We start from the raw sequence: 24302 nt of genomic DNA on the forward strand, positions 1-24302 counted from the left end.
GCCCCCTATTAATTAATAAAATTATTATTTAAAAAGCTTTCAATTCTATCAAAAGCTTCCTTTAGCACTTCCTCAGAATAACAATAAGATATTCTCATATAGCCTTCCCCAAGGCTTCCAAAAGCAGTTCCAGGCACACAAGCAACTTTTCCTTCATTTAATAACTTTTCACAAAATTCTTCTGCTGGCATATTGAATTTTTTAATTGAAGGAAATATATAAAACGCTCCTTTAGGTTCTGCCACATCTAATTGTAGTTCTTTTAACCTCTTCATACAATAATCTTTTCTTCTTTCAAAGGATTTCCTCATCCGTTCAACATCCTCTGATGAATTTCTTAACCCTTCCAAAGCCCCATATTGAGCAATAGAAGGAGCACAAGATACCCCATATTGATGAACCTTCATTATTTCTTTCATATATTTATTTACGCAAGCAACATAACCAATTCTTAGACCCGTCATCGAGAAGATCTTTGAAAATCCACTTACATAGATAACCTTATCTTTTATTTCACTAGTCTGAGCTACTGAGTAGTATTCATCAAAAATAATAGAAGAATACATTTCATCTGTTATTACAACAATATCCTTTTCCTTTATAATATCTATAAGTGCATCTCTTTGTTCTTTAGTTAAAATTGCACCTGTAGGATTAGATGGAAAAGATAACATTAATACTTTTATATTTTCTTTATCTAACTTTTCCTTAATTACATTAATATCTATTGTAAAATCCTCTTTTAAAGGATAAGTGACAACCTCTGCCCCTATCATTATTGAGATATTTTCATAAGCTGGATAAGCAGGCCCTGGCAATAAAATCTTTTCTCCAGAATTCATGAGTGCAAATAATACTGAATATAAACCTTCACTTCCACCAACGGTTATACATATTTCGTCTTTATCATATTTAATCTCAAAGTTCCCTAAATGTCTACTTATTTCTGTTCTGAGTTCTTCTATCCCAGCATTTGAAGTATAAGTTGTCTTATTCTCCATTATTGCTTTTGCCATTGCTTCACATATATTTGCAGGTACAGAAAAATCCGGCTGACCTATAGTTAATGAAATTGCACCCTCTACTTTATTAACTTTTTCTGCAAATCTTCGTATACCTGAGATCTGTATTTTTTCAACTTGTTTATTCATAATAATTGTGCCCCCTGTTATTTGCAATATAAATTCATTTTACAACATTACTTCCCCTGATTCAAACAATTTGTATTTTTATACTTATTTCTCTTTTAATTATACTAAAACTTTATTATAATAAAGCTAGGTTATGCAAGTATAACAGGTTACTATACTTGTTATTTTATTTCATATGCCATTTTTGAAAAATACTAGAAAGGGTGATTTAATGTCATACAATTTAACAGATCCTTATGAAATTGCTAGATTTATTAAGGAATCAAAAAAATCAACTCCAGTAAAAGTTTATATTAATGGAGATTTAAGCAATGCAGAAATGAATGATGTAGAATGGTATGGTTCTAACGGATTTTATATACTAATGGGAGAATCTGATTCTATAACTAAAATAGTGTTAGATAATAAACATCTTATAAAGCATTTTAGAATAGAAAATGATAGAAGAAATTCAGCTATCCCAATGCTTGATTTACTAGAAGTAGATGCTAGAATTGAGCCAGGTGCTATTATAAGAGATAAAGTTACTATTGGTAAAAATGCTGTAATTATGATGGGTGCTGTAATTAATATTGGAGCTGAAATCGGCGATGGAACAATGGTTGATATGAATGCAGTAGTTGGAGCTCGTGGACAATTAGGTAAAAATGTTCACTTAGGAGCTGGTGCAGTTGTTGCTGGTGTATTAGAACCACCTAGTAAGGAACCTTGCCAAATTGGAGACAATGCTTTAATTGGTGCTAATTCTGTAATTCTTGAAGGAGTTAAGATAGGTGCTGGTAGCGTTGTTGCTGCTGGTTCAGTAGTTACTGAAGATGTACCTGCTGGCGTTGTTGTTGCTGGATCACCTGCAAAAATCGTAAAGACTGTAGATGATAAAACAAAGGACAAAACACAAATTCTTGAAGATTTAAGAAAATAGGAATTTACATATGTTTGTATAATAAAAAAAGTGGCCTATGCCACTTTTTTTGCTATACTGCGCCTTGTTGTTCTCCAGTAACTTCTTCCTTATGAGCTCTTTCCATTTTAGAAATCGAAACTTCATAAGCAACTTTTTTTACTACTTCATTATCTGATACCTTTTTTTGGTATTCTCTACTTTGAAGTCTTCCCCATACTTTAATATTATCTCCAACACTTAATGTTTGACAAAATCTTGAATTTCTACCCCAAGCAATAGTTGGAATATAATCTGACTTGTTATATGCTCTATTTACTGCAAGTAAAACATCAGCAATTTCACGTCCAAAAGGTGTTGTTCTGTAGATTGGTTCTTTGCAAATATACCCATCTAGGAATATTTCATTAGGATTTTTACTTCTTTCAAGACATGGTTCGATATTTCTTGCAAAAACAGTAAGTATAAGCTTATTAGATCCATCTATAAATTTATTATAAGATCTTAACTGTCCTTCCAAAATTATGTCTACACCTACTTCTAGCTTAATGTCATTAAGCAATCTTTCTGAAACAGTAATATTTAAAGTATCTACTGAATCACTTAATCTCATTACATCTAAATCAAAAGTGTAAAACCCTTCCCCATACATTTCATGACTAAACTCTAATTCAGATGTCACTTTACCTTCAAGGTAAATCTTGTTATTTAGCATTAAATTATCCATTGTAATCCCTCTCTCCATCGGAAATTAATTTATTTTGTGTCTAATATATGCTCCCACTTGCATATATTACCATTATAATACAAAAACTAGTTATCTTTCAATATTTATTAAATTTTTTTATGCTGAATTCCATCACCATCCACAATATAGTTTTCATGGTATATCATTTCTCCAACCGCTTTAAATTCATATCCCTTGCTTTTTAACTCCTTAATAATCCTATCTAAATTTCCTGGAGTATACTTGGCATTATTATGAAATAAAACAATTGATCCAGGTTTTACCTTTTTCATAACCCTATTGTATTCAGTTTCAGCCGAAACTTCTCTCCAATCAACTGAATCTGCATCCCATTGAATTGCTTTGTATCCTAATTCTCTAATTTTAGAAAAGGCTGCTTTATTATAATCTCCACTTGGAAATCTAAATAACTTTGGTCTTTCACCTGTGTATTTTTCAATTATGTCATTTGTTTTTTCAATCTCTTCCTTCATCCTATCTGGTCCTATTTTTGAAAATAGAGGATGTTTATAACTATGATTACCTATCTCATGCCCCCCTTCTTTTATCGCCATTAGCTTATCAACATTTTCTTGACTATAATTAACCCACCCTCCCATTATGAAGAATGTTCCTTTTATATTATATTTTTTCAATATGTCTAATATTACTTGCAAGTTATCTTTTTCCGCCCAATTAATATCAAAGGTTAAACTTACTACCTTTTCATTTGTATCGACACAGTATATTGGTTCTTCCTCATTTATATTTGATACTGCGTGAATAGTTTTGCTAGTCCCTATAGACATAAGCATTAATAGAACAATCAAAATAACACTTAGCCCTATTCTTTTTTTCTTCCATACCACTTTTTTTCTCCCTTTTCGTGCTTTACATTTTAACTATATTCATTACATATTTTTTTATTCCTTAAAAGTATTTTGAATTTAATGCATAAGAAAATACCTTTTAAAGTATACCTTCCCTATATAATTATTTTTATTAAATATTAATTAGCGATAATATATTAGAAACCGTATACTTCACTTGTTATTTTTTTCAATGTGACTTATAATAAAAAGAGATTTTCATTAATTATGGAGGTATTTATGTACGAAAGTTCATCAGAATTAGCAGAAAATAAATTATTAATGTTATATGTATTAAAATCAATTAAAGAGCCCATTTCAAATACTCAGCTTACTGAAATAATTCTTGAAAATAACTTTATTAATTATTTTACATTCCAGCAATATTTGTCTGAGCTTGAAGAATCTAGATTTGTAGAATATAATGATGTTAATGATAAAAAACTTATTATATTAACCGAAAAAGGAGATAATGTTCTATCCTTATTTAAAGATAGATTATCCCCTTCAAAAATATCCATCATTGATGCGTATATTAAAGATAAAATCGAAGCTATAAAGAAAGAATTAACAATACATGCTGATTATACTTTAGGAAGTAATGATAGCTTTATAGTTGATCTTAAAGCCATTGAAGATCAAGCACTATTAATGGAATTAAAGTTATCTGTTCCATCTAAAAATCAGGCTACTTTAATTTGCAATAAGTGGAAGGAAAATCCTTCTGACATTTATACAAATATCATTAATTTATTGATTAATTAGTTAAAAATATACACCTATAAAAAAAGCAGCTATGCTGCAATTAAGATCATAAAAAAAAGCAGCTATGCACCTTAGAAAAGGGCAACTATGCTGCAATGCGGAACAATTCTGCAATTCGAAACTATTTTGTAATCTAGAACTTTTTTGCAATCCGGAGCTATTTCGCAATCTAGACTATTTTTTAATCAGGAATCATCCTGCAATCCACAACTTATATTAGCAATTTTTGACTTGTTATTTATTTTCATGTGCACAAAGTCATACTATTAGGTTCGTCCCCTATACGTATGACTTTTACATTATTCTCTGTAAGATTTATTACTTTTAATATTCCATTCAAATAATCTCCAACAAAAATTCTATCTTCAACCTTTACAATGCCTCTTGGCATTCCACCAATTCTAATTTTATTTTTTTCTTTAAATTCCTTTAAGTCTATTACACTGATAGTTCCATCACATAAATTTGAAATATATAGGAAGCTTTCTTCCTCAAATAAGTCCACTGGAGAATTTCCAACTTCAATTTTATTAATTAATTCAAGAGTGCTTAAATCGATAATTCCAACTGTGCCATTTTTATCATAGCCAAGACAACTTAGACATATATATAAATATTTTTTATTTTTAGATATAATTGTTTTCATAGGTATATTTTCTACTTTTATTCTTTTTATCTCTCTATTATTTAAATAATCTATTACAGATATGCTATCGTCTCCCATATTACTGATAAATATTAATTTATTATCTTCAAATAATGTAGCATTATGAGGAAACCTACCTGTTGGGATTTCAAAATTTATTCTTTCACCGATAAAATCATAAATAATAACCGAATTTGACTCGCCGCATAAAACATACGCTATATCATTTATTGCAACAATGTCATTTGGGTGTGCGCCTACATATAAATTAGTCTCTTCTTTAAAGTTATTATAATTTATTATAGAAATACTATTATTATAATTATTAGCAACTAAAATTTTATCTTTGTATAATGATAATCCATGAGGACCAAATGGACCTTCACCATCAGATAAAATTATACTTTCACTATTTAAATCTTCAGTATTTATCTTATTTAAACTATCTGAAGCAGTATTGCATAATATAATATAACTCAATCCATTTTCCTCCCTAAAGATAATCATTTTCATATATATAATATATTCTGAAAATACATTATTGGCACTATTTATTAATTCATAACCTTTATTTATTGACAGATTTCTAGTATAATAAAGTGAACTCGACTCATATAATGCTATTAGTGCTTATATATTGCAATTATCAATGTTCAATACTCAATGTTAATTATCTTTAGAAATCTTTATGTCTTGAATGATTCTTTTTGCAACATATATATTTAATATATGGACGAGTTATAATTTATATTATTTTTAAGGAGTGTTGTTATAATGTTTTCATATAAAACATCAGGTGTTTGCTCAAGTGCAATCAATGTGGAAATCAATAATAATATTGTAGAAAGTGTGGAATTTGTTGGCGGATGTCCAGGAAACCTTTTTGGAATTGGACAACTAGTTAAGGGATTACCAGTAGACGATGTTATTGAAAGATTAAAAGGAATAGATTGTAGAAGCAAAGGTACTTCATGTCCTGATCAACTGTCTAAAGCCTTATTAGCTTGGAAAGAAGAAAATAATCTATAATAAAAAAAATATACCCGATTTCGGGTATATTTTTTTATTCTTTAGGAATTTATAATGCAGTAGAATCTGTAGATAATATATTAAAACGGCTATTTAACTGAGTTGTATATAAGAAAAGAATAAAAAACAAATCATATTCGCCTGCATAAAATGTTCTCATATTCAGCATAGCTGCCTTTTCTAAGGTGCACATTTTTCTCACATACGTTCGAAAAGGCAGATGCGCACCTATAAAAAGAGTGCGAAGCACAATACGGAACTTAATATTAAAAATCTCCGGCTCCAAAGTCGCCTACTATTTTTTTATTGAACGAAATGTTCTCTTTCTCCTGATAATAATGATAAAGTGCTTGTTATTTCTTCTATTACATCCTTATAGCTCAAGTAGATTTTAATACTTATATTATTATAATCCTCGCTGATTTCATTTATTTTACCATATAAATATTTTCCTTTATCCATTAGGTTTTTCAAAATATAATTATTTTCCCTAGGAATATATCCAATAATATAACCTTCTTTTGTTATTACCCGAATTGCATAAGAATCATAAGGATTATCATATTCTCGTTTTAAATAAACTAAATCCTCTTCAAATAATTTACTACTTACCTCACTCATATCTATATATCTTGTACCTGATACATTTACAGTAATCAAATAAATATCTTTCACATGAATATCAATATGCATATCCTCAGTAACCTCAATATACTTCTTTTCCTTATCATTTGTTTTTATTCTTAAGGAATTTAATAACCTTCTAACCTCAACAACCATTTCACTGCTGATAGCATCATTTATAAGTTCATTGTCGATCTTATCAAATTGATCCTTGAATCTTTGAAGATTAGTTGCCGCCTGAAGCCTTGTTTCAATTAAAGCTGCTCTCAAGGCTTGAAGATTTAATTCCTTATATTTATCTTTGTAATCCTCATATTCAAGATATTTAATTAATATAAAGAAACAAATTTGTGCAATATCATCATAAACTAAATTATCCATTTTCAATTCATCTTGCCCTTTTAATATTTGATCAAGAGGCAACTTTTGCAATCCCAAATCAAGGATAACCTTTTTTATAGATTTATTACCTACTGCAAACGCATATTTATATAATAATGCATTTGTATAATCTCTCTTAAAAATTGCTTCAAATTCTTTTTTCTTTAATTTATATTGTGTCTTTTCTGCACAGCTTATCAAAACACTGCTTTCTACTTCAACATTAGACACTTCTTTAGCTATTATTTCATGCCATATTTCTTTCTTACAAATTTCCTTGCAAGTTTCAATTAATTCTTTATAAGCATCAGTAAATCTATTTGAAAGAAAATTCCTTTTGTTTTTATAATCCTCTATAATAACAGCTTCTATTGAATAAAGTATTGATATTACCGCATATAAAGAATATATTCCGCTACTATTTTTATCTATGATTTCTAATAACTTACGACAAACTATTATTCCATCGTTAATTTCTTCAATGCCATAGTCTGAAAATAGTAAACTAAACGATTTTGACAAAAGTTCAATTTCTCTTTTTGTGAATTCTATATTTTCAAGATAGTCTAATAAATCTAAAGAAAGCATAGTATACGATAATAATTCTGTACCTCCTACATTATTATCTGCACCTTCTTCTATCATCCATTTCTTTATTTCATTAGTTATTGGCTTAAGATTCATTACACAAAATACTTTACCATATCCGTTTGATTTCTTTGCTAATTCAAATATAATATTGTTGCATTTTCCAATATGCTCATATGCCATTATTGTATAAAACAAATATTCATTGTGAATAGAGAATATTTCCAATATCTCATCTATATCTTCAATATTGCAAAATGGAGCTAATGACAATCCTAATTTTACTTCTTCACTATAAGCACTTTCTTTGATTAATTTAATTATACCATTTCTAAAATTTTCCAACGCATTATTATCATTACTTATAAATTCCTTAAACAATTTAATAAAATTATCATAATATCTTATTATTGGATTTGATGTTATAAAGCTATTTACATTTTTTAATTCATTTGAAGAATAGATTTCTTTAATAAATATTTTCATCAGTTCATTTGCAAGTCTATTTTTTTCATAATTTTCAAGCTGGTGAGTTTTCTTAGTTATAACTTTATACTCTCTCTTTCCAGCTGTCTCAAAATCTTGATACCCATAAATCTCATTTGCATTACTATAATGATATTCTTTTAAATCATAATAAATAGATTTTATTATATTTTTCTTGTCTTTCTTAACCATAAACCCATCCTTGCCCCTTTTCTTCAAGATCAATACTTATTTTTAAATATTTCAATTATCAATTGTAAATTCTCAACATTCACTTATCAATTACTGCATGCAATATTAATTAGAATTTATATGCTACATTTATTTTTCGAAGTAATAATTTTTCTCATATCTCCTACCATGTATAACGATCCACTGATTAATATTAAATCATCTTTTTCAGCTTCATTTACTGCTGAAAAAAATGCTTCTTCGTAACTTTCTAATGAAACAACATTAGGATTAAACTCTAATATCTCTTTTTTTAAATCTTCACTAAGCTCTGCTCTTTCACTATGAGGTGTCAATGCATAAACCTTTTCTGCTATTGGAGTTATTTCTTTTACCATTTCTTTGACTTGTTTATCTGCTAAAATACCAAGCAATAAATATAACTTATTATACTTAAAATATTTTTCAACATTTCGTCTAAGTGCTTTTATTCCATCAATATTATGTGCTCCATCAATAACTATTGCAGGTTTTTTGCCTAACACTTCAAGTCTTCCAATCCATTTAACATCTTCTAAACTTTTCTCTATTAGTTCTCTATTAATTATAATATTTTCTATTTCATATAATGCCTCTATAACATTTAATGCTACAGATAAATTTATTATTTGATGTTCCCCTAATAAAGGTAGTTTTACTGAATATGTATTCTTATTACTTTTTACCTGAACTTCTTGATATAATTCATCATTATTAATATTAAGTAATCTACTATCCTCTTTTTTAACTAAATAAACTCTAGATTTCTTTTCTTCAGCTACCTTAAGAATCACTTCTTCAACTTCCTTTTCTTGTGGATATAATATTAAAGGTACATTTTCTTTTATTATCCCAGCCTTTTCTTTTGCTATTGCTTGTAAACTATCTCCTAAAATATTAACATGATCTAGGCTAATAGAAGTAATTACAGAAACCTTAGGTACAATTACATTTGTAGAATCTAACCTTCCTCCTAGCCCAACTTCAATAACTGCATAATCAACTTTTTCATTATAAAAATGTAAAAACATTAAAGCTGTTATTATTTCAAATTCGGTTGGATGCTCATAACCTTCTTCAACTACCCTTTCAATTACAACTTTAACTTTTTCTAATAAATCAACTAATCTATCTTTATTTATGTTTTCACCATTTATTTGTATTCTTTCTTCAAACTCTTCTAAATAAGGAGATGTATACATTCCAACCTTATAACCTGCTCCTCTAAGAATTTTAGTGACCATAGCTGTAGTCGAGCCTTTTCCGTTTGTTCCTGCTATATGTATTAATTTTAGTTTTTTATGTGGACTTCCAAGTAACTCTAAAATTCTAAAAGTTCTCTCAAGTCCATAATTAGAACCAAATCTCCCTACACTTGTTATATAATTCATTGCTTCTTCATAAGTCATATTCATTTCTGCTTACCTCTTTGCTTTGTGTATTTCCTTTCTTACATTATACTTCAAATACAAACAAATTCCTAATACATATATCTATTTATATTACAATTACGAATTAAATATTAAGTATGAAGAATTTCTAAAATATAAGCGAACCTATAAAAAATGACTGTCACAAAAATGAAAATCCAAAAAGTGAATGTCCAAAAAGTAAATGTCCAAATTTTATATTTGGTTACACGAACTTTCTCCTCTGGAGCTTTTATATTTGGAAACATGAGCTTTCTCCTCTGGAGCTTTTACATTTGGAAACACAAACTTTCTCCCTGGAGCTTTTATATTTGACTGCACAAATTTTATCATTTAGAACAATCTTAATCAAATGATGGATAATGCCCACTAACACTTGGATACACTTAAAAAGAGGTACCTTATAACTACTTAATAGCTGCTATACGGTACCTCTTTTTATATTTTTATCTCTACTTTGTAATATTATATTCTTCAGCTAACTTTTTAAATATTGGTAATGCATTTACTATTTGTTCAGTTTGCACACAATAAGAAATTCTAACATGACCTGGACAGCCGAAATCATCACCAGGTACTAATAGCAAATCATATTTTTTTGCTCTCTCACAAAAAGCTTTAGCATCAGCTTCTAACGATTGAGGGAACAAATAAAATGCACCACCTGGTTCTACACATTTATATCCCATTTCAATTAAACCATTATATAATAATTCTTTATTTCTTTCATATATTGAAACATCAGAAGTTTGGTCAGCACATTTTGCTACTACCCTTTGAAATAAACTTGGTGCATTAACATATCCAAGAACTCTTCCTGCTCCACAAATAGCTGCATAAGTATCTTGAAAATTCTCAATTTCATTAGGCACTAATACGTAGCCTATTCTCTCACCAGGTAATGATAGTGATTTACTATAAGAATAGCAAACAAAAGTATTGTCATAGTATTTAGTAATATATGGGACTTCAACACCTTTATACACTATTTCTCTATATGGTTCATCTGAAATTAAGTAAATTGTATGGCCATATTCCTTAGATTTTTCTTTTAAAAGTTTAGTTAATTTTAAAATTGTCTCTTCAGAATACACAACTCCAGATGGATTATTTGGCGAATTTATAATTACTGCCTTTGTATTTTTGTTTATACTCTTTTCAAATTCTTCAAAATTAATTTGAAAATTTTCAATATTAGCCTTTACAACGATAAGCTTAGCCCCAGTTGCTTCAACAAAGCATCTGTATTCTGGAAAAAACGGTGCAAAGGTAATGAATTCATCATCTTTGCAGGATAAAGCTTTAAAACATATACTTATAGAAGCTGCTGCCCCTATTGTCATGTATAAATTATTCTTTGTAAAATTAGTGCCAAATCTCTTATTAATTGAATCAGCAATACTCTCTCTTACCTTATCATCACCTTGAGCACTAGTATATCCATGAACAACAGTTGAATCTTCATTTTCTAGTATGTCAAGAATAGCTTCCTTAACGGATTCTGGTGCTGGTACATTAGGATTTCCAATGCTAAAATCATAAATTTTATCTCTCCCAACAATTTCAGCTCTTCTTTTCCCAAATTCAAATATTTCTCTAATTGTCGATCTTTTGCTTCCTATTTCTATCATATCTTTTGATAACATAATTTACCCCCAATTTGTTCAGTTTACAGTTAACAGTTGAGTTATGCAGTTTACAGGTTACAATTTACAGTTGCAGTTAGTAGTTATCAGTTTACAGGCGCAACTTGCAAATAGCAGTCTGTAGTTTATACTTACAAATCGAAATTCACTGTCAGTTGTTAACTTTTTTGATTATTGCTTTTATTTATAATTTTATTCTTGTTTTATTTTATGCTTTTTTCTAGAAAAAAGCAATTTTTATCATAGTCAAATTACTCTAGTGATATATTTTTTTATTTTTATTTGTAGCTGTATTACTAAATATTATAGACAATAAAATGCTGATTAAAAGAATGCTAAGTATAATTAATACAGAATTTGTAACTGAAATTTGTATCTTAACAATAAGTGATATAAGTTTTATTCCAGTAAAAATCAGTATTCCACTTACTCCATATTTCATAAATCTAAATTTAGTATTCATTTTAGCTAAGACATAATACATGCTTCTAAGGCCGAGGATAGCAAAGATATTTGAAGTATATACTATAAAAGTATCAGTAGTTATTGAAAAAATTGCAGGTATTGAATCGATAGCAAAAATTACATCTGAACCTTCTATTATTATAAGAGCTGCAAAAAGAGGTGTAGCATATATTCTTTTCTTTTGTTTAACAAAAAAAGCCTGTCCATAAAAAAGATCTGTTACTGGTATTATTTTTTTTACTAGTTTAATCAAAAAATTATTGTTAAGTTTTTTATCCTCATGCTTTTTCTTAAATACAGCAAATCCACTATATATTAATATAAGACCAAAAAGAGGAAGCACAAAATGAAATCTATTAACTATGTTTACTCCAAGCAAAATAAATATCAATCTTAGTACCATAGCACCTGCTACTCCATATAGTAATACTCTTTCCTGATATTCTTCTCTTATTCCAAGGTTACTAAATACCATAATAAATAGAAATAAATTATCTAAACTCAACGACATTTCTAATATGTATCCACCAAAGTATTCAACTGCAGCTGTTTGACCTCTTGTTAGATATATAAAGATGTTAAATAATATTGATATACTTATCCAAAAAATTAAATTAATAAAATTTCTTTTAGTATTCATTTAAACCTCCATTTCTTAATGAAAAATACTATAATGTACCATTTATTATTTCTATACTCTAGTATATTTATGTTAAGGTTGAATAATTCCCATTAAAATTCTGTAGGTTTTTCCTATCAAATTATTAATCTTTTTTCTTTGATAATCATAAATTTTATCACGGCCTAATTTTTTTTAAATTCTAACCTTTTATATGAAAAAAGAATGAGCCATTAAAATAATAACTCATCCTCTATAAATATTACCTACAATTAGCTAATTTAAAGCTTCAATTCTAACTTTAACAGCTTCAAGCATTTCTACATATTTTACTCTCTTTTCTTTTTCAGCATCTATAACTGCTGCTGGTGCTTTAGCTACGAAACCTTGATTTCCTAATTTTTTATCAATTCTTTCAATTTCGCCTTCAAGCTTTTTAACTTCTTTATTTAATCTTTCTAATTCTTTATCTTTATCAACTAAGTCTAGTAAAGGCATGAATAGTTCTCCACCCTTAACGACTAAAGATACTGCATTAGCTGGTACATTTGCTTTATCAGCTATAAATTCTACTTCTGAAGCTGAAGCTAATTTTTCAATATAGGCACTTCCTGCATTAAATGCTTTTTTAGCATCTTCAGCTATATAGCAAATAACCTTTGCTTTTCTTGATGGTGGTACATTCATTTCAGCTCTAACATTTCTTAAGCCTTTTATAGCTTCAATAACGAATGCCATATCAGCTTCTGCTTCTTTATTTATTAAAGCTTCATCAAATACTGGCCAAGCTGAAGTTGTAATAGTTTCTTCATCACTTAAATGAGTGAAGATCTCTTCTGTAATAAATGGCATAGCTGGATGTAATAATTTTAAGCCTGTAATTAATACAGTATTTAATACATTGTAAGCTATTCCCTTAGCTTTTTCATCATCACCATAGAATACTGGTTTAACAAGTTCTATATACCAATCACAGAATTCAGTCCACATAAAGTCATAAACCTTTTGCATTGCAATTCCAAGTTCATATTTTTCCATGTTTTCTGTAACTTCTTTAACTAAAGTGTTCATTTCTGATAAGATCCACTTATCTGCTAAAGAATATTCCTTGCAGTCTTTATATTTGTTCATTATGTCCTTATCAAGGTTCATCATAACAAATCTTGAAGCATTCCAAATCTTATTAGCAAAGTTTCTTGATGATTCAACTCTTTCTGGATAATATCTCATATCATTTCCTGGAGCATTACCAGTAGCTATCATAAATCTTAATGCATCTGCACCATAAGTTTCAATTACTTCTAATGGATCTACACCATTTCCTAAAGATTTACTCATTTTTCTTCCTTGAGAATCTCTAATTAAACCATGAATAAGTACTGTATTAAATGGAGTTTCTCCCATACAATGAAGTCCTGAGAATATCATTCTAGCAACCCAGAAGAAGATAATATCATGTCCAGTAACTAATGTGCTTGTTGGATAGAAATATTCTAAATCCTCTGTTTTATGTGGCCAACCAAGTGTTGAGAATGGCCATAATGCTGAAGAAAACCATGTATCAAGTACATCATTATCTTGTTTAATATTAGTGCTTCCACATTTAGTACAAGCATTTGGTGCATCTTCAAGTACCATCATTTCACCACAATCTTGACAATAGTAAACTGGGATTCTATGTCCCCACCATAATTGTCTTGAAATGCACCAATCTTGAATGTTTTCCATCCAGTTAAAGTAAATCTTATCAAATCTTTCAGGAACAAATTTAGTCTTACCACTCTTAACTACTTCAATAGCTGGCTTTGCAAGGTCTTCCATCTTAACATACCATTGCTTAGAAATAATTGGTTCAACAGTAGTTCCACATCTATCATGAGTACCAACGTTATGAGCATGATCTTTTATTTTAACTAAAAGACCTAATTCTTCTAAATCTTTAACTATAACTTTTCTAGCTTCGTATCTATCTAGACCTTTGTATTTTCCACCTTTTTCGTTGATAATTCCTTGATCATCCATAACTCTTATGATTTCTAAGTTATGTCTTTTTCCAACTTCAAAGTCGTTAGGATCATGAGCTGGAGTCATCTTAACTGCACCAGTTCCAAATTCTAAATCAACATAGTCATCACCAACTATAGGAATTTCTCTGTTTACTAATGGAAGTATTACTGTTTTACCTATAAGATGTTTGTATCTTTCATCATTTGGATTTACAGCAACACCACTATCTCCAAGTAAGGTTTCTGGTCTTGTTGTAGCAATTTCAAGAAAGCCACTTCCATCAGCTAATGGGTAATTGATATGCCAGAAATGTCCTGCTTGTTCTTCATATTCAATTTCTGCATCAGATAAAGCTGTTTGGCAATGTGTACACCAATTAGTTATTCTATTTCCTTGATAAATTAACCCTTCGTTATATAACTTAACAAATACGTGCTTAACAGCTGCACTAAGATTTTCATCCATTGTAAATGCTTCTCTTGTAAAGTCAGCAGATACTCCAAGCTTTTTAACTTGGTTTCTTATAGTAGCTCTGTATTTGTCACTCCATTCCCAAACTTTTTCAAGGAAAGCTTCTCTTCCCATTTCCTTCTTGTCATAACCTTGTTCAGCAAGCATGTTAGCCACCCTAACTTCTGTTGCAATAGAAGCATGATCTTCACCAGGAAGCCATAAAGCAGCATATCCTTGCATTCTCTTAAATCTAATAAGCATATCTTGAAGTGTATCATCAAAGGCATGCCCTAAGTGAAGTTGACCTGTTATATTTGGTGGTGGCATAACTATAGTATAAGGTTTTTTACGCTTATCAACTACTGGTGTGAAATAGCCTTTCTCTTCCCAATTCTTATAAATTCTGTCTTCAAATTCTTTTGGATCATATGTGGTTGCAATGTTTTTCATTTCTTCTGACATTTCTATTCCTCCGTTTAAAATCTGATGTACAAGGTATTAAATGCTCCTTGTCATAGCGCTATATATAGCTACATTCAAATTACTGTAGCATTTTAAAATTATTTAAGACATATATTAGTAATCATATATCTCAAAGCCTTGCTTTTAAAAAAATCGGCTTAGAATAATTATTTTTTATTCTATTAGTTTTTTTTCTCATTTTTAAGAATACCAATTAGTCCAAGAGGCTTTTCTTCACCATGCATTAATCTAGCTATATTAGATCGATGGGCAATAGTAGCTAATACAAAGTATAAACATGCAAATAAGGAAATCCACCAATAGTCTTTTGTATATACAATCAAATGATAAATTGCCTCTGCTGCAAAAAAGATTAATGCAAACACTGACATCCTATCCATAATTAGCAATAAAATTACCCCTACAATCAATGAAATCAATGTAAAACCTGGATTTACAGCCATGAAAACTCCAATACCTGTGGCAAAGCCTTTTCCACCTTTAAATCTAAGCAATATTGGATAAATGTGTCCTAGTATAACAGCAAAGCCAGCTAAATAACCAGCAAACATTCCAATCTCTGCTCCACCTATTGAAGTAAATATCATTTTGCCCACTAACGAGCAAACAAAACCTTTAAAAAAGTCTAAACATAAAGTCATGACTCCATATTTTAAACCAAATACACGAGTCATATTAGTAGTACCTGGATTTTTACTTCCTAGTTCTCTAATATCTTTGTGAATAAACTTATTTGATATAGCAATAGCTGTACAAAAATTACCAATAAAATAACTAAATACAACTAATAATGATAATTGCCACCAATAATTCATAAACAAAATTCTAACACTCCTTCCTCTATTAATATAATGCCTAAATTGAATCGTTGAATTTTAATTATGAATTTTATATTTTTAATTTTCAACGCTAAAAAGAGCCTTCATCACAAAAGGACGAAGACTCGCGGTACCACCTTTATTTCCACACAAGCAATTATATATGCTCTAATGGACTCTTAATTTAAATAACGATTCAGATAAACCGTCTTTAGCTACTATTATTTCACTAAAGAAGCTCAAAAGCTACCTTCAAAACTTTCAGCATAAGGGTTTTCAGCTACTCCCTCTCTCTAACTAGTTCTCTCCAAATCTATGATTCAAGAAAAGAACTGTACTCCTCAACTCCTATGAGTTAGTTTCCTTTCAATGCCTCCAAATTTCTACTCCTCTTTTTCATTGCTTTTATTATTCAATTTACTTAAAATAATAGCTTATAGTATAAATTTTGTCAATAATAGTTTTTTGTGAACCATTTTCTCTCTTACCAAAATATATTTATCATATACTTAAATATTTTTCAATATCCTCAAAACTTTCTATATCTAAAATATTTCCAATAATTAAAATAAATTCATACACAATTCTTTTATGTTATATATAATCTTACTTTGATTTATCAATTTCAATTTGTTCTTCACCCCACGCATTTAATCCACTCAAAACAGGAATTAACGCTTTACCTCTTTCCGTTAAAGAATATTCAACTTTAGGAGGAATCGTGTTATATTGAGTTCGAACAATAATATTATATTCTTCTAATTCTCGTAAAGACTTTGTGAGCATAGTGGTAGTAATGCCTTTAATTCTTCGTTTTAATTCATTATATCTTGTAATATCATTTTCCGCCAAATACCAAATAATGGGCAATTTCCACTTTTGCCCTAAAATATTAAGTGCATATAAAGTAGGACATTGTACCTCATATATATTATTAGGGGATTTCTGATTACAATCTATATTCTTATTCATAATCACAACTCCTTTAAACTTTACAGTATACTTTTTATACTAACGAAGAAAAAACTACATACTTGTATATTTATATCCTAATGGTATATTGATTATAACAGAAAAATAAAATATTGAAAATAGGAGTGTTACTATGAAGGTTTATGCTATTAACGGAAGTCCAAGAAAAAATAAGAATACAGCTACTTTACTTCAAAGAGTTTTAGATGGGGTAGTACAAGTTGCAAAAGATAAAGAAGTTGAAACTGAAATAATCAATTTATATGACTTAAACTATACTGGATGCAGAAGTTGCTTTGCTTGCAAAAGACTTGAAGGTAAAAGTTATGGAAAATGTGCAGTTAAAGATGATATTCAAGAAATTCTAGAAAGGTTATCTCAAGCTGATGGAATTATTTTTGGTTCTCCAGTATATTGGGATAATATATCAGGTCAATTACACTCATTTTTAGAAAGATTGTTATTTCCCTATTTAGTGTACGATAAGAACCTTTCTACAATTGCACCAAAAAGGATGTCAACAGCTTTCATTTATACAATGGGTTCTCCAGAAGAAATAATGGAAAATTTAAATTATAAATTAACATTCAGTAAATTTGAATCCTTTATAGAACGTATATTTACAAAACCACAAGTAATGTATTGTAATGATACTTACCAATTTGATGATTACTCAAAATATGAATCTACTTTTTTTTCTGAAGAAGCAAAAGCAACACATCGAAAAGTTCAATTTCCTTTCGACAGTCAAAAAGCATTTGAACTAGGTGCGCGTTTAATAAAGTAGTCATTTATATACTACCTATAAGACACAATAAATTAATATTCTCTAACATATCTATCTTATACAAAAAACTTACCATATTCATTTTTATATGGTAAGTCATTTCTAGCAATTCCATACCCAATTTTAGTAAATTTATTGCTCACTTATGATATGGTTCACCATTCATTATCCTAAATTTAATTTAGAAATTAAGCATTTTCTCATGAACATAAACTTCTAATTATAGACATAATAAGAATCAAACCCATCCACTATTAATTAGGCTATCTCCACCATTATACCCCTTATTTTTATCTATGGAATAATTATCTATTACATCAAATAAAAAACTACAAAAAAATGTAGCAGCACACATTTATGCTACTACATTTTATATGATTTAACTCATTCCAGTTATGGTTTTATGTTTTGAAAGCTGAATTATACTATTTTCATTTTTTATAGTTCTTATGGTTAAATTATTTACATCGGTTTGTAAATTATCTACTTTAGTAGTTAAACCAAAAATTAATTCTGTATTTTGTTTATATCCATCAAATAAAGCATCAATTTTAGGTTTAATTTCATTTTCAATAGTCATATCAGTTTTGCGAACTACATTTTCTAAATTATCAAATCTTTCATTTATCTCAGATTTCATATTACTAATGTCAGATTTCATATTACCGATATCTGATTTCATGTAACCAACATCTGATTTTATACCTTGAACTTCTGAATACATTTTAGTTAGTAAATCAAACATTTGATCATTATCTGCCACAAGCATTCACTCCTTTTTCTTTAGTAAATCCTTTGTTAAATTATATATTAAGTGAAAAGACATTATACTTAATTTTGCTAGAATAATTATAACATGGATTTAATCATAAGCGCTAATATAATCTATAATGCAATTCTTACCAAATACAATGATAATTATACGTATGTTTGTTCTTATTATTTTCCAAGTCATCGTGGCATATAACTATTGAATTTTACTACTTATAGCACTTCTTCACAGCTTCAAGTAGTCTTTCTAATGCTTTTTCAAGTATCTTTGTTGGACAAGCTAAATTTATTCTTTCAAAGCCAATTCCTTCTTTTCCAAAGATATATCCTTCATCTAAAAACATTAAAGCTTCCATTCTCATAAACTTTTCAAGGACTTTATGATCCTTTTCAATTGCACTAAAATCAAGCCATTGAAGATATGTCCCCTCTAAGTTTATTACTTTAACCTCTGGTAAATTTGCTTTCATAAATTCTTCAACAAGCTTTTTGTTTTGATGTATAACTTCAATAAGCTCATTAAGCCATTCTTCACATTCATTATAAGCTATTTCACAAGCCTTATATCCAAAAATATTTAACCCTGCATTTCCCATAGTAATCATTTTTTCATGTAATACTTTATCTCTTATTCTTTTATTAGGAATAATTATGTTTGATGCTTGAAGCCCTGCCAAATTAAATGTTTTGCTTGGTGCTGTACAAATTACTGAATTACTTGCAAATTCTTCAGAAATATTTGCAAAAACCATATGTTTATATTCAGGCATAATTAAGTCAAAATGAATTTCATCAGCTACTATAAGCACATTGTTATCTATACATATCTTTCCTATCTTTATCAGTTCTTCTTTACTCCATACACGTCCAACAGGATTATGTGGACTACATAAAATAAATAACTTTGTGCTTTCTAAACTTGCCTTTTCTTCAAAATCTTTAAAATCAATTTCATAATGATCTTCACAAAGTTTTAAAGAACTTTTTACTATCTTTCTATTTCCAGCTTCTATTGCTTTATAAAATGGATAATATACTGGAGTCATAACAAGAACACCATCTTCCTCATTGGTTAGTGCCCTAACAATAGTAAATAGTGCTGGAACAACTCCAGAAAATTCTGTGATCCATTCTTTTTCAATTTTCCAATCATGTCTTCTTTCCATCCAATTACACACTGCTTTATAATAATCTTCTGTGGCTTCAGTATATCCAAAAACACTAGCATCCATATATTTTTTTAAACCTTCAATTATCTCTGGAGGATTCTTAAATTCCATATCAGCAATAGAAAATGGAACTATTTCTTCATTAATATCCTTATTTAACTTTTGCATCAAATTCCATTTGCTTGCTCCAACATTTTTTCTTGATATAAGTGTTTCAAAATCATATTTCATTTTTTCTTCACTCCCTTAACAATAATTTATCATATTATAGTTAATTTTTAAATGCTACTCATGTATTTCCATAGAGTCCTTAGTTTATCGTAATATAAAAGTTAAGATTAAATTATATATATATCCAATTTAATAATCAAACTTATAAATGGAATATATATATATGTATTATTGAGTAATTATAATCGTAACACTACACCAGAAATCAGATACATTTTTCTGGAAGCAGGCATGTGAAATTGAGCTGATGATGGTTATTAGTGGAAGGTTGTTTCATTTTCTGCTTGTCATAAATTTACTTTAGGAACATGCAGAAATGGGTGCAACCTTCCACTTAGAACCTTCCAGCGAAAATTTCACTAGTCCTGTGGAAGACAAATGTATTGGATTTCGGTAATTTTAGCTTAAGTCTAATTCTTACGTTGTGTATCTATATATTATCCAATATTTATATATACTTATTAGTAAAATTTAAGAGCCTGGCTCTAGGATTATGGCATCAATCTTGTTCTATCCCTCGGTATTAAACTTGCTTCTCTCACATTTTCAAAACCTAAAAGTCTAGCTGTTATTCTTTCTAGTCCAATTGCTAAACCTCCATGAGGTGGCATTCCATATTTAAAGTTTGATATATAGCTATCATAATTTTCAGGGTCTAATCCTTTATATTTCATGTTTTCTATTAGCATATCATATTCATGTATTCTCTGTCCTCCAGTGGTAATTTCAATCCCCCTAAATAACAAGTCAAAACTATGTGTTTCTTCAGTACCACAAGGCATTGTATACATAGGTCGTTTTTCCCTTGGATAATGGGTTAAGAAGATAAAGTCACTATTATATTTTTCCTTGGCATATTTACATATTAATTTTTCTCCTTCTGGGTCAATATCTCCATCTAATCCTGTTTTATTATACTTTGTCTTTAATATTCCTATTGCTTCAGAAAACTTAACTCTTGGAATTTTGTCTTCTATAACTGGAACTTCTGCCTTTAAAATATTTAAATATTCTTCTCCTTCTTTCAATACTTTTGTAAGTATATGTTTTAGCAGCCTTTCTTCTAAATCCATTATGTCTTCTTCATCTTCAATAAAGCCTAACTCTAAATCCATACTTATATACTCATTTAAATGTCTATTAGTATTGTGTTCTTCTGCTCTATATACATGGCCTATTTCATACACTCTTTCAAAACCTGCTCCAACCATCATTTGTTTATAAAATTGTGGACTTTGGGCTAAATAGGCTTGTCTTTCAAAATATTCAACCTTAAATAATTCTGTGCCACCCTCTGCTCCTTCTTTTACCAACTTAGGTGTTGATATTTCAGTAAATCCTTCATTATTTAAGTATTCTCTAAAACCATTAGCTATAATATTTTGGATTTTAAAGATTGAATTTACCTTATCATGCCTTATGCTTAACATTCTATTATTTAATTTTGTATCCAAATTAATATCAAGATTCTCTTTATTTAATTCTATTGGCAGTTCTGCCAAAACATTATTAATAATATTCAGCTGTTCCACATCAACTTCAAATCCGTTATATTTATTATTGCTTTCCTTAACCATTCCATAAATACTTATTACGGCTTCCACTTTAATTGTATTTAATTTAAACTCATCATTACTTACTACACATTGAACATAGCCTGTTCTATCCCTCAATATGATGAATGTTATGGATTTTAATTTTCTTATGCGATATACCCATCCCTTAATTACTATTTTTTTATTTATATAATTATCTATTTCATTAATCATTACTCTTTTCATTTCAAATACTCCTTTAAATTTACATATATTTTTTAACAACAAAGCCCCTTGAGCTAGCTAAACTCAAGGGGCAAAAAATTTTCGCGGTACCACCCTTTTTGACTTAAAATATTGCTTAAAAATAAAATAGCAGCATTGTAAACATAAACCGGGCCCAATTTATAAAAATAAAAAAACTCCCACTTCATGTATAGAAGTGAAAGCATTATCTTCACGGTGCCATTCTACTTTGACTAAGCAAATAAACTAAGTCATCTCTAACCTTTTAACGGAGGCTTCCGGCTTATCCTACTAAAATTAACTTTCAAATACTAGGGAAATCCAAATACTCCCTGCATATTAACACCTTCAGATAAACTTCTCCAGGATGTCTTCAATACATACTTTCTCATAGAGCTTACACCATCCTCTACTCGCTTAAGATACTAATAATATATCTACTATTCCTTTCATAGAATTTTATTTTTTTATTTATAATAGATAATACTCTTAATTAAGTTGAATGTCAACATACATATGAAAATTCTAACAATTTATATAAAGTATCCTTATTATAAATCGAGAATAAATTAAGTAGATTATAAAAAGGAGCGATTAAATATGATTACAGGTATTTCTAATCTTAACAATGTTGATACTTCAACTTACGCTACTAAAAACGATGTTTCAAAGAAAGATAAAGTTAACGATGATGCTAGTAATACTTCAGCAAATGAATTAGAAAAAGATACATTTGTAAAATCTTCAGACGATGACTTAACAAATTTAACTTATAAACCAGTTAAAAAGAAACTTTCAGCAGAGGAAATAAAACAATTAAATGATGATCAAGCAGAACAAGAAAAGGCATTCTTAAAAAAATTTATAGAAAACACTATAAATACACAAAATAATTTTAGTAATGGTACAGAAAATAATGGCCTTTCAAAAGAAAGTTCAGATCTTCTTACTAAGATTTTCGGCTCTCTTGACAAGGCTTATCCTAAAGCTGGAACTACTCCTGAAGAAGCACAAAAAGCTATTTCAGATGGAGGCCCATATTCTGTAAAAGCTGTGGCAGATCGTATTATGACTATGGCTACTGCCTTAGCTGGAGATGATAAAGATAAACTTCAGCAAATGAGAAACGCTGTTGAAGAAGGCTTTAAACAAGCTGGAGTTGACTTTAAAAACTCTACAAAAATGGATGATCTTCCTCAAATCTCAAAAGATACTTATACTGAAGTAATGAAGAGATTTGATGCACTTCAAGGAAAATCAGATACTTCAAAGGATGCATCAGCAAATAAACAAGAAGATAACACAATAAAAAATAATTAACTAATCTTCTTGAAGTCTACTTTAAATACGATGCTATTTAAAGTAATGTTTTCTAAAATAATAAACTAATGAGGAGATTTATTATGAAGTTTGACGCAATACATCACATAGCTATTATTACTTCTGATTATGAAGTATCAAAACATTTTTATGTGAACATTTTAGGCTTTGAAATTATAAGAGAAAACTATAGAAAAGGAAGAAACTCTTATAAATTAGATTTAAAAATAGGAACAAGTGAAATTGAACTTTTCTCAATGCCAAATGCACCTAAAAGACCATCTTATCCTGAAGCTTGTGGATTAAGGCATCTTGCTTTTCGAGTTGAAAATATCGAAAAAGTTGTTGAAGAATTGAATATGAATGGCATTATTACAGAACCAATTCATATAGATGAATATACTGGAAAGAAATTTACTTTTTTTTCAGATCCAGATGGTTTACCTTTAGAATTGCATGAATAAAATATAATGTAAAAATTTATAGGGATGATTATTATATAATCATCCCTACTTTATTATTCAATACTTTACATTGCTCTTCCAGGTATTACTGCATCCAGTATTCCTATAGCCAAAGCTGCTAAAAGTGCTCCTATTATTGATACACTCATATTAGGCACAAAGTATTGTGCTATATATAATATTATTGCTGCTATAAAAAATCCTTTTATGCCTTTTCCAAATGGTGATGCATCTACACCCATAAAAGCTTCAACTAAATAATCCAATATGCTTATTACTAAAGCTGCTAGTAAATATGACCACATGCCTGAAATTGTAAAACCTGGTGTAAAAAATGATGCTATTGCTAAGATTACGGCAGTTAATACTAGTCTAATTAACCAGCCACCAATACTTCTTCCACCAACCTTACCTTTTGTTGAATCATCTTTATCATGTACCATAAATAATTACCTCCTAAAAATATATTTCTTATGAGTGTAATTATATTGTGCCCAGTTAATTAAAAT

The 24302-nt window shown here is 29.0% G+C and carries 21 protein-coding genes and 2 other annotated features; of the genes, 6 read left to right on the top strand and 15 right to left on the bottom strand.

The features are described 5' to 3' along the window. Nucleotides 1–8: 8 nt before the first annotated feature. Nucleotides 9–1151, bottom strand: coding sequence for an aminotransferase class I/II-fold pyridoxal phosphate-dependent enzyme (locus L3B98_RS22420; RefSeq protein ID WP_077363965.1), 1143 nt, complete (start codon nucleotides 1149–1151; stop codon nucleotides 9–11). A 211-nt stretch (nucleotides 1152–1362) separates the two neighbouring features. On the opposite strand from L3B98_RS22420, the gene dapD reads away from it, so the two are divergent. After that, entirely contained in the window at nucleotides 1363–2073 is a 711-nt protein-coding gene (gene dapD / locus L3B98_RS22425) for a 2,3,4,5-tetrahydropyridine-2,6-dicarboxylate N-acetyltransferase (RefSeq protein WP_015393591.1), read from the top strand. A gap of 52 nt (nucleotides 2074–2125) precedes the next feature. Here dapD and L3B98_RS22430 read toward each other — a convergent pair whose 3' ends face one another. Next, nucleotides 2126–2779: a single-stranded DNA-binding protein gene (locus L3B98_RS22430; RefSeq protein WP_015393592.1), complete on the bottom strand. Its 654-nt coding sequence runs from the start codon at nucleotides 2777–2779 to the stop codon at nucleotides 2126–2128. A 107-nt stretch (nucleotides 2780–2886) separates the two neighbouring features. Then, the gene (locus L3B98_RS22435) at nucleotides 2887–3648 is read right to left on the bottom strand and encodes a polysaccharide deacetylase family protein (RefSeq protein WP_015393593.1); all 762 of its coding nucleotides are present in this window, start codon (nucleotides 3646–3648) and stop codon (nucleotides 2887–2889) included. A 240-nt stretch (nucleotides 3649–3888) separates the two neighbouring features. Between L3B98_RS22435 and L3B98_RS22440 the strand changes: the two genes are divergently transcribed. After that, nucleotides 3889–4413 (top strand): DUF4364 family protein, encoded by a 525-nt coding sequence (locus L3B98_RS22440; RefSeq protein WP_015393594.1) that lies wholly within the window; start codon nucleotides 3889–3891, stop codon nucleotides 4411–4413. 244 nt (nucleotides 4414–4657) lie between these two features. Here L3B98_RS22440 and L3B98_RS22445 read toward each other — a convergent pair whose 3' ends face one another. After that, nucleotides 4658–5539, bottom strand: a complete 882-nt coding sequence (locus L3B98_RS22445) for a YncE family protein (protein WP_015393595.1) — start codon at nucleotides 5537–5539, stop codon at nucleotides 4658–4660. Between the two features lie 294 nt (nucleotides 5540–5833). On the opposite strand from L3B98_RS22445, the gene L3B98_RS22450 reads away from it, so the two are divergent. Next, nucleotides 5834–6088 carry a TIGR03905 family TSCPD domain-containing protein gene (locus L3B98_RS22450; RefSeq protein ID WP_015393596.1) on the top strand — a complete coding sequence of 85 codons (255 nt, stop codon included), beginning with the start codon at nucleotides 5834–5836 and terminating at the stop codon, nucleotides 6086–6088. Between the two features lie 303 nt (nucleotides 6089–6391). Here the strand turns inward: L3B98_RS22450 and L3B98_RS22455 are convergent, their stop codons facing one another. From L3B98_RS22455 to L3B98_RS22485, 7 genes are all read right to left on the bottom strand, one after another. After that, nucleotides 6392–8359, bottom strand: coding sequence for an HIRAN domain-containing protein (locus tag L3B98_RS22455; RefSeq protein WP_238918317.1), 1968 nt, complete (start codon nucleotides 8357–8359; stop codon nucleotides 6392–6394). Nucleotides 8360–8475: 116 nt separating this feature from the next. Next, a complete protein-coding gene (locus L3B98_RS22460) occupies nucleotides 8476–9792 on the bottom strand; it encodes a folylpolyglutamate synthase/dihydrofolate synthase family protein (protein ID WP_238918318.1) in 1317 nt (438 codons plus the stop codon). 467 nt (nucleotides 9793–10259) lie between these two features. Beyond that, on the bottom strand, nucleotides 10260–11453 hold the full coding sequence (locus tag L3B98_RS22465) for a pyridoxal phosphate-dependent aminotransferase (RefSeq protein ID WP_238918319.1): 1194 nt from the start codon (nucleotides 11451–11453) through the stop codon (nucleotides 10260–10262). Between the two features lie 256 nt (nucleotides 11454–11709). Beyond that, the gene (locus L3B98_RS22470) at nucleotides 11710–12558 is read right to left on the bottom strand and encodes a TerC/Alx family metal homeostasis membrane protein (RefSeq protein ID WP_238918320.1); all 849 of its coding nucleotides are present in this window, start codon (nucleotides 12556–12558) and stop codon (nucleotides 11710–11712) included. A gap of 255 nt (nucleotides 12559–12813) precedes the next feature. Next, the gene (locus tag L3B98_RS22475) at nucleotides 12814–15459 is read right to left on the bottom strand and encodes a valine--tRNA ligase (RefSeq protein ID WP_238918321.1); all 2646 of its coding nucleotides are present in this window, start codon (nucleotides 15457–15459) and stop codon (nucleotides 12814–12816) included. Nucleotides 15460–15641: 182 nt separating this feature from the next. Then, nucleotides 15642–16295, bottom strand: a complete 654-nt coding sequence (locus tag L3B98_RS22480) for a glycerol-3-phosphate acyltransferase (RefSeq protein ID WP_238918322.1) — start codon at nucleotides 16293–16295, stop codon at nucleotides 15642–15644. Between the two features lie 113 nt (nucleotides 16296–16408). Then, nucleotides 16409–16707: a binding site (T-box leader), on the bottom strand. A 197-nt stretch (nucleotides 16708–16904) separates the two neighbouring features. Next, nucleotides 16905–17270, bottom strand: a complete 366-nt coding sequence (locus tag L3B98_RS22485) for a helix-turn-helix domain-containing protein (RefSeq protein ID WP_238918323.1) — start codon at nucleotides 17268–17270, stop codon at nucleotides 16905–16907. Between the two features lie 133 nt (nucleotides 17271–17403). On the opposite strand from L3B98_RS22485, the gene L3B98_RS22490 reads away from it, so the two are divergent. Beyond that, the gene (locus tag L3B98_RS22490; protein ID WP_238918324.1) at nucleotides 17404–18057 is read left to right on the top strand and encodes a flavodoxin family protein; all 654 of its coding nucleotides are present in this window, start codon (nucleotides 17404–17406) and stop codon (nucleotides 18055–18057) included. A gap of 379 nt (nucleotides 18058–18436) precedes the next feature. Here the strand turns inward: L3B98_RS22490 and L3B98_RS22495 are convergent, their stop codons facing one another. The 3 genes from L3B98_RS22495 to aspS all read right to left on the bottom strand — a co-directional run bounded on the left by L3B98_RS22495 (nucleotide 18437) and on the right by aspS (nucleotide 22009). Continuing rightward, complete coding sequence (locus L3B98_RS22495) at nucleotides 18437–18820, bottom strand: hypothetical protein (protein WP_238918325.1); 384 nt, start codon at nucleotides 18818–18820, stop codon at nucleotides 18437–18439. A 217-nt stretch (nucleotides 18821–19037) separates the two neighbouring features. Further along, on the bottom strand, nucleotides 19038–20228 hold the full coding sequence (locus L3B98_RS22500; protein WP_238918326.1) for a MalY/PatB family protein: 1191 nt from the start codon (nucleotides 20226–20228) through the stop codon (nucleotides 19038–19040). Between the two features lie 491 nt (nucleotides 20229–20719). After that, nucleotides 20720–22009 carry an aspartate--tRNA(Asn) ligase gene (gene aspS, locus L3B98_RS22505; protein ID WP_077363993.1) on the bottom strand — a complete coding sequence of 430 codons (1290 nt, stop codon included), beginning with the start codon at nucleotides 22007–22009 and terminating at the stop codon, nucleotides 20720–20722. Between the two features lie 189 nt (nucleotides 22010–22198). Continuing rightward, nucleotides 22199–22471: a binding site (T-box leader), on the bottom strand. A gap of 138 nt (nucleotides 22472–22609) precedes the next feature. Here aspS and L3B98_RS22510 point away from each other — a divergent pair. Both L3B98_RS22510 and L3B98_RS22515 read left to right on the top strand, forming a co-directional pair. Further along, nucleotides 22610–23329 carry a hypothetical protein gene (locus L3B98_RS22510; RefSeq protein WP_077363995.1) on the top strand — a complete coding sequence of 240 codons (720 nt, stop codon included), beginning with the start codon at nucleotides 22610–22612 and terminating at the stop codon, nucleotides 23327–23329. 83 nt (nucleotides 23330–23412) lie between these two features. Beyond that, on the top strand, nucleotides 23413–23793 hold the full coding sequence (locus L3B98_RS22515; RefSeq protein WP_077363997.1) for a VOC family protein: 381 nt from the start codon (nucleotides 23413–23415) through the stop codon (nucleotides 23791–23793). 65 nt (nucleotides 23794–23858) lie between these two features. Here the strand turns inward: L3B98_RS22515 and L3B98_RS22520 are convergent, their stop codons facing one another. After that, nucleotides 23859–24236 (bottom strand): phage holin family protein, encoded by a 378-nt coding sequence (locus L3B98_RS22520; RefSeq protein WP_077363999.1) that lies wholly within the window; start codon nucleotides 24234–24236, stop codon nucleotides 23859–23861. Nucleotides 24237–24302 lie beyond the last annotated feature (66 nt).

Origin of the sequence: Clostridium sp. YIM B02555 (genome assembly GCF_022320955.1) — a bacterium.
Classification (GTDB): Bacteria; Bacillota; Clostridia; order Clostridiales; family Clostridiaceae; genus Clostridium; species Clostridium saccharoperbutylacetonicum.